The sequence below is a fragment of the Gilliamella sp. Choc5-1 genome (genome assembly GCF_001690595.1).
Taxonomy (GTDB): Bacteria; Pseudomonadota; Gammaproteobacteria; order Enterobacterales; family Orbaceae; genus Gilliamella; species Gilliamella apicola_M.
The window spans coordinates 1-4436 of sequence record NZ_LZHH01000121.1; the positions used below are offsets into that span (position 1 = coordinate 1).

General features: G+C 37.6%; 6 protein-coding genes and 1 pseudogene. All 7 read left to right on the plus strand.

All coding sequences use genetic code 11. The annotated features are described in order from the left end of the window. The first annotated feature begins 47 nt into the window (after nt 1–47). Complete coding sequence (locus A9G35_RS13995; protein WP_065636980.1) at nt 48–1043, plus strand: RHS repeat-associated core domain-containing protein; 996 nt, start codon at nt 48–50, stop codon at nt 1041–1043. Beyond that, entirely contained in the window at nt 1043–1324 is a 282-nt protein-coding gene (locus tag A9G35_RS11485) for a YrhB domain-containing protein (protein WP_065636981.1), read from the plus strand. The genes A9G35_RS13995 and A9G35_RS11485 overlap by 1 nt, the downstream gene beginning before the upstream one ends. Next, nucleotides 1293–1742 (plus strand): hypothetical protein, encoded by a 450-nt coding sequence (locus A9G35_RS11490; protein ID WP_081300213.1) that lies wholly within the window; start codon nt 1293–1295, stop codon nt 1740–1742. Before A9G35_RS11485 ends, A9G35_RS11490 begins: the two co-directional genes overlap by 32 nt. Beyond that, complete coding sequence (locus A9G35_RS11495; RefSeq protein WP_065636982.1) at nt 1739–2140, plus strand: hypothetical protein; 402 nt, start codon at nt 1739–1741, stop codon at nt 2138–2140. The genes A9G35_RS11490 and A9G35_RS11495 overlap by 4 nt, the downstream gene beginning before the upstream one ends. 222 nt (nt 2141–2362) lie before the next feature. Further along, nucleotides 2363–3160 carry an RHS repeat domain-containing protein gene (locus A9G35_RS11500; protein ID WP_065636983.1) on the plus strand — a complete coding sequence of 266 codons (798 nt, stop codon included), beginning with the start codon at nt 2363–2365 and terminating at the stop codon, nt 3158–3160. A 13-nt stretch (nt 3161–3173) separates the two neighbouring features. Next, complete coding sequence (locus A9G35_RS11505; RefSeq protein ID WP_065636984.1) at nt 3174–3587, plus strand: hypothetical protein; 414 nt, start codon at nt 3174–3176, stop codon at nt 3585–3587. Between the two features lie 58 nt (nt 3588–3645). Beyond that, nucleotides 3646–4436, plus strand: a pseudogene (locus A9G35_RS11510) (helix-turn-helix domain-containing protein); the annotation flags it as partial.

Sequence of the window (4436 nt, forward strand, 5' to 3'; positions counted from 1 at the left end):
AAAACCGTGGATGGTAAAACCACCGAATTTTTGTATTCGTCTCATCCATGAGACTCACCCTTGCAAGGCCAACGCTAAAGCGTTGTTCAAATTTGTTCCAGACAAATTTGTGGCAAGACCATAAATTAATTGCAGAATGTGCCGATAACGATAAATTCTGGCGAAGTTATATTTATGAACCCGATAGCCATCGACCCCTTGCCCAAATCCTTGGAAAAGCAGGACAGTCAGAAAAGTTAAAAACCTACTGGTATCAAAATAACTACTTAGGCACTCCTCATCGCCTTACAGACAGCCTTGGCGACACTGTCTATGAATGCGAATACAGCGCCTATGGCGAAATCACCTATGAACACTGGCCACAAGCTGAAAATAATATTAAACCCGTCAATCCACTCAGATTTCAAGGACAATATTTTGATGAGGAGACAGGTTTACATTATAATATTAATCGCTATTACGACCCATTTACAGGCAGATATATCACCCAAGATCCGCTTGGTATACTAGGCGGACTAAATAGTTATCAATATGCCGGTAGTGATCCGATAAATTGGGTTGATCCGTTAGGGTTGATTAAGGTTGAAAATAATGGGTTTGAAGGGATTGCAGGGAAGGAGAAAACCAATACTACAATCAACGATACAGCTGGTTCTATACGTGATGTAAATCCGGGGTATCCTACAGAAGGTAGAACTCATAATTGCGTCAATTGTGTTATAGCTACTGATGCAACATTAGGTGGTAATCCAGCTTCTGCTTTACCGATTAATTCAAAAAATGGAGTTCCAATATCTGTGTTAGAAAAACAATATGGGACAAAATTTCAAAATATTAATGGTCCTAATAATATTATTGAGCAAATGACAAATGCGGGCTCTGGTGCAAGAGGTATTGTATTTGGTTCTTATGGACCAGGGCAACCAGGACATGTTTTCAATGTAGTGAATCAAAGGGGAATTATACGTTTTCTAGATGGGCAAACTGGCAAAGCTGCAGATATGAGCAAATTTAAATCTTTCAAATTTTTAAGGACTAATTGATGATTACTTTTTTTGAAGCAATAAATAAAGCTAAAAATTATTTAGCTGAATACGATGTTCCTGTAGAGATTACTGTAATAGATAGATTTTCTGAAGGATGGCTTTTTTGTTTTCAATCTAGAGAATTTTTAGAAACTGGTGATTTTTCAACACAATTAATAGGTAATTGTCCATTTATAATTGATAAAGATAGTGGAAAGATATACGAATTAGGAACAGCATATCCCCTAGATATATATCTTCAAGAGTATGAAAATAAAAAAAATAAAACTCAATGTTAATATCATAATTTACTATATACAAAATTTACCAGAATGGATATCTGATATCTGTCCCCTTAATAGTCGACACTATTTTAATAATATAAATCAGGAAACTACTACAAAATCATATAATACTGTGATTGATTCATCTGTAGATGTAGCTAAAGATATTACAGATATTAAAAATGGACATGCAATAATTAAAGGTGACCTAATAACTGTAAATGGTAGAACATATTTACGAGAAGCAAATGGTACATTAGCACCCATATCGGGAAAAGGTTTTACGACACTTGATAGAGGGGAATTTAAAATTCTTGCAGTGTATAAAACATTCGGTAATACAAAGCAAGCCAATCAAATACTGAATAACATGAGGGCATCTGAAGAGGCAAAATTGAAAGCATTTGAAGTTTGGAAAAGGAACAAAAAATGATTGGATTTGATTTAATCTTAGAAAAAATTTTTTCTGAAATTGTTTTACAAAAAGCTCTTTCAAAGTCTTTTGGAATTTCTAAAAATAGCATATTAATTACTGATGATTATGTCAGTTATCAATTAACAGATGATATAAAAATATGGTGTATGGTAAATCAGATTAATGGTGATTTTTTATCTCTTTGTCAGTTTTTTATTCGAGATAATAAAATAGAATATAATCCTAAAGTTATATCGAGGAGATTAAGTTATACTTTAAATACAAAGTGTTTAATTCCAGACGAAAACATAAATCCGTTAACATGGATAATGATTTCACCTGATTGTTCAGAAAAAACAGTTATTTTAGACTCAGATGAATTAGATAATGATCGATATGTTGTAAGTAAAATATGAATAATAAAATCACAAATAACATCTTAACTATGGCGATCTTCCTATTATTTTTTAAACTTAGCAAACTTAGAAATTAACTTGTTTTGTTCTACTTTAATTGTTCCCAATCTAGCAAATCAAACAGTTGTACCACAGAAGTGGACGGTAATGCGGTTAAAGTGAAACTGTAATTTACTGTCAGAAGCGGCCATCTACCTTGGGCATGAGCCCAATCAGTATCTGGTGAGCTGTGAATCTGGCATTTATCATTTTGTGCGTGAAACGACCGAGTCTAAACAGGCTAAACTGTTAGCTATCAGCGATAAATATGGTCATCGGCATAATGTGATTTACGATAGTGATGGTAAGCTCATTGGCCTTGAGCTATCAGGCGGGGTAAAACGCCTTGCCTTTAGTTATTCAGCCCTAAATCCAACACTGATAACTGAAGTTAATGAACTAACGCGCCCATCAGATAAACAATCTTGGCAACCGCTACGCCAAATTATGCGCTATGATTATAATGAGCGTCAGGAGTTAATCGCTGCCAGCAATACTTTAGGCCATACCGAGCAGTATGTTTATGATGACAGTCATCTGATTATTCAGCGTAAGATGGCGGGCGGCGCGGTGTTTAACTGGCAATGGCTTGGGGAAGGCAATAGTGCTGTCTGTCATCAGCAAATCACCAATCTTAACGGCATTGAAAGCCGTTATGAGTGGGATAAGGCCAGCGGTAAAACAACGGTTTATCAGTCTGATGGCACCACTTTAAGCTATGTGCATAATCCACAAGGGAAGCTGATTAGTCACACCAATGCAGCCGGTCAAACCACCACCTATGACTATAATGAGCATGGTCAGTTAATTAAAGAAACTAATCCGCTCGGTGGGGTAACACAATACCTGTATAACGACTTTAATAAGCTCTCAACTCTGATCACCCCTGATGGGCAGCAGACAGATTACTACTGGTGGGGTGAGTGTGTTAGTGAAGTGATTCAGGGTAACCGTCGCTGGCAATACTACTTATCATTATAATGATGCCGGTCACTTGATAGAAAAGCGCGAATACGGCAACACGCCTGACGTTGCGCCACTTATCACCCAGTATCAGCGTGATATTACCGGCAAACTTATCGGCCGTATTTTTGCCGATGGCGTGACTGAGCACTATGAATATGATGCTTATGGTCAGTTGATTAAAGTCAAAGACGGGCAAAATGTATTAGTCTGGGAATATAATTTGGATGGTCAACTCACAGCTGAACACCAAAACTGGGCGACTATCCGCCATCGCTATGATGATAACACTGGCTTACTCAGTGGCACGAAACTGCCCGATGGGCAATGGTTAGAATATTGTCACCTAAATGGACAATTACGGGGCATAACGCTAGATGGGCAGTCGTTAATCGGCATGCTGTATGATAACTCGGGGCGTGAATGTGAGCGTCGTCAGGTGTAATGGTCTTTACTTAATCTGACATTTGAGTTATTTTATAACACAAAAAGGAGAGTCAGAAATAAATCAAACCGCCAAAATCATTAAACCTAAATTAGGACTTTTAGAATTAGCTAATCAACTCGGTAACGTTCAACAAGCTTGCAAAGTCATGGGATACAGTCGAGATAGCTATTATCGCTTTAAAAAATTGTATGAGCAAGGGGGTGAGCTTGCGCTTCAAGAAATCAGTCGTAAAAAGCCTATCGAAAAAAATCGGGTAGAGCCACATATAGAACAAGCCGTTGTCAATATGGCCTATGAATATCCAGCTTATGGGCAACATCGAGTTGCCAATCAACTTCGTCAAGAAAGCATCATGGTGTCAGGGAGTGGGTACGCTCTATTTGGCTACGTCACGATTTAGAAAGTTTTAAAAAACGCTTAATAGCCCTAGAAACCAAAGTGGCACAAGAAGGATGTGTGCTCACTGAAAATCAATTACAAGCCCTTGAAAAAGTCAAAGCATCAAAAGAAGCGCATGGTGAAATTGAGACACATCATCCGGGTTATTTATGTGCACAAGATACCTATTATGTAGGACACATTAAAGGCATAGGGAAAATATACCAACAAACATTTATTGATACCTATTCCAGACTCGCTTTTGCTAAAGTCTATACCGAGAAAAACAGTCTGATTGCTGCCGATATGCTCAATGATAAAGTCCTTCCTTTCTTTGACAGCGAACAAGTGCCGCTGTTACGCATTCTTACAGACCGAGGGACGGAATATAATGGCCATAAGGAGAGCCATGCTTATGAGCTTTATCTTAATCTAGAAGATATTGAACACACCAAGACCAAAGCCTAC